Consider the following 1,663-nt stretch of genomic DNA (forward strand, 5'->3'; position numbering starts at 1 on the left):
GGCGCACGCCCCCGACTCAGATCGTTGCACCAGGCCAGCAGCCAACTCGGTGACCCGGGGTGCGGCGGTCGGCACCGCGGCAGGGTCGCCCCCACGGCAGGAGGTCGGTCGAAACAATGCCCACCAGCACGCTGCCCAGCCCGGCACCATCGCCCGCTACGGCACCGGCCGAGCCCGCCCCCGGCGACAACTGGCGGCACGTCGACGCCGCGCAGAACGGCGACACCGACGCCTTCGGCCGCCTCTACGACGAGTACTCGCACATCGTCTACCGGTACGTGCTGTTCCGGGTCAGCGATCACTGCCTGGCCGAGGACATCACCAGCGAGACCTTCCTGCGCGCGCTGCGGCGCATCGCGACCGTCAGCTACCAGGGCCGGGACGTGGCCGCGTGGTTCATCACGATCGCCAAGAACCTCGTGCTCGACCACGTGAAGTCCAGCCGCAACCGGCTGGAGGTCCCGGCCGCCGACCTCACCGACACGCACCGGCCGCAGACCCAGTGCGGGCCGGAGCAGCAGGTGCTCGACGCCGCCACCCAGCACGAGCTGTTGCACTGCGTCCGGCAGCTCAACCCGGACCAGCGGGAGTGCATCCGGCTGCGGTTCATGCAGGGGCTCTCGGTCACCGAGACCGCGCAGCGGATGCAGCGCGGAGAAGGGGCGATCAAAGCCCTGCAGCACCGCGCGGTTCGCCGCCTCGCGCACCTGCTGCCGGACGACGTGCGCTGAGCGAACGGATCACGATCATGTTCCGGCCGGGTCGATCGGCGTGGACCGCGCCAACCGGACAGCAGGCAGCCTCTAAGCTGGGAGCCTGCTGATCCGGGTCGCCGCGCCGGCGGCAACGGCCCGCGCACCAGCCACCAGACCAGGAGACCCACCAAGCCGGAGACCGGGAGGCGCGGCGGTGCCGACACGTCCAGGCTCAGCCGGAGGCCAGGGCGACGGCTGTCCGGGCGACGACCAGCGCAGCCTCGGCAGGCACGATGCCGACCAGCCCGATGCCGACCAGCCGAACCGGAACGGCACCGGAGACGGCCCGGCCGAAGGCCGCGCGCGCAACGGCCGGGGCAGCGGCGAGCCGAACGGCCCGATTCCGGCGCAGCTCCCGCTGGACAGCGCGAAGCTCGCCGGACGCGCCTCCGCCGAGGCCGCCGTCGCCGGTGCCGAACCGGACGGTGCGCTGGCCGCGCCCCCCGACCTCACCGCGGCGGCGTTCTTCGACGTGGACAACACGATGATGATGGGCGCGTCGCTGTTCCACTTCGCCCGCGGGATGGCCGCGCGGAAGTTCTTCACCGCCGCCGACCTGGCCGGATTCGCCTGGCAGCAGCTCAAGTTCCGCGTCGGCGGCCGGGAGAGCGCGGGCGACGTGCAGGCCAGCCGGGAGCAGGCGCTGTCGTTCGTGGCCGGGCGCAGCGTCGCCGAGCTGGTCGAACTCAGCGAGGAGATCTACGACGAGCTGCTGGCCGACCGGATCTGGGCGGGCACCCGCGCGCTGGCCCAGATGCACCTGGACGCCGGTCAGCGGGTGTGGCTGGTCACCGCGACCCCGGTGGAGCTGGCGCAGATCATCGCGCGGCGGCTCGGGCTGACCGGAGCGCTCGGCACGGTGGCCGGGCACGCCGACGGTGTCTACACCGGCCGGCTGGTCGGGGAGA

Annotated in this window: 2 protein-coding genes; both read left to right on the forward strand. The window is 73.0% G+C overall.

Annotation, left to right across the window (positions count from 1 at the left end):
- Positions 1 to 116 precede the first annotated feature (116 nt).
- Positions 117 to 731: a sigma-70 family RNA polymerase sigma factor gene (locus tag IJH84_RS00135; protein WP_295138685.1), complete on the forward strand. Its 615-nt coding sequence runs from the start codon at positions 117 to 119 to the stop codon at positions 729 to 731.
- Between the two features lie 382 nt (positions 732 to 1,113).
- Positions 1,114 to 1,663, forward strand: a 550-nt coding sequence (locus tag IJH84_RS00140) for an HAD family phosphatase (protein ID WP_295138687.1), incomplete at its 3' end; no start/stop codon positions are given.

The sequence above is a fragment of the Saccharopolyspora sp. genome, assembly GCF_017434145.1.
In the GTDB taxonomy this organism is placed as follows: Bacteria; Actinomycetota; Actinomycetes; order Mycobacteriales; family Pseudonocardiaceae; genus Saccharopolyspora_C; species Saccharopolyspora_C galaxeae.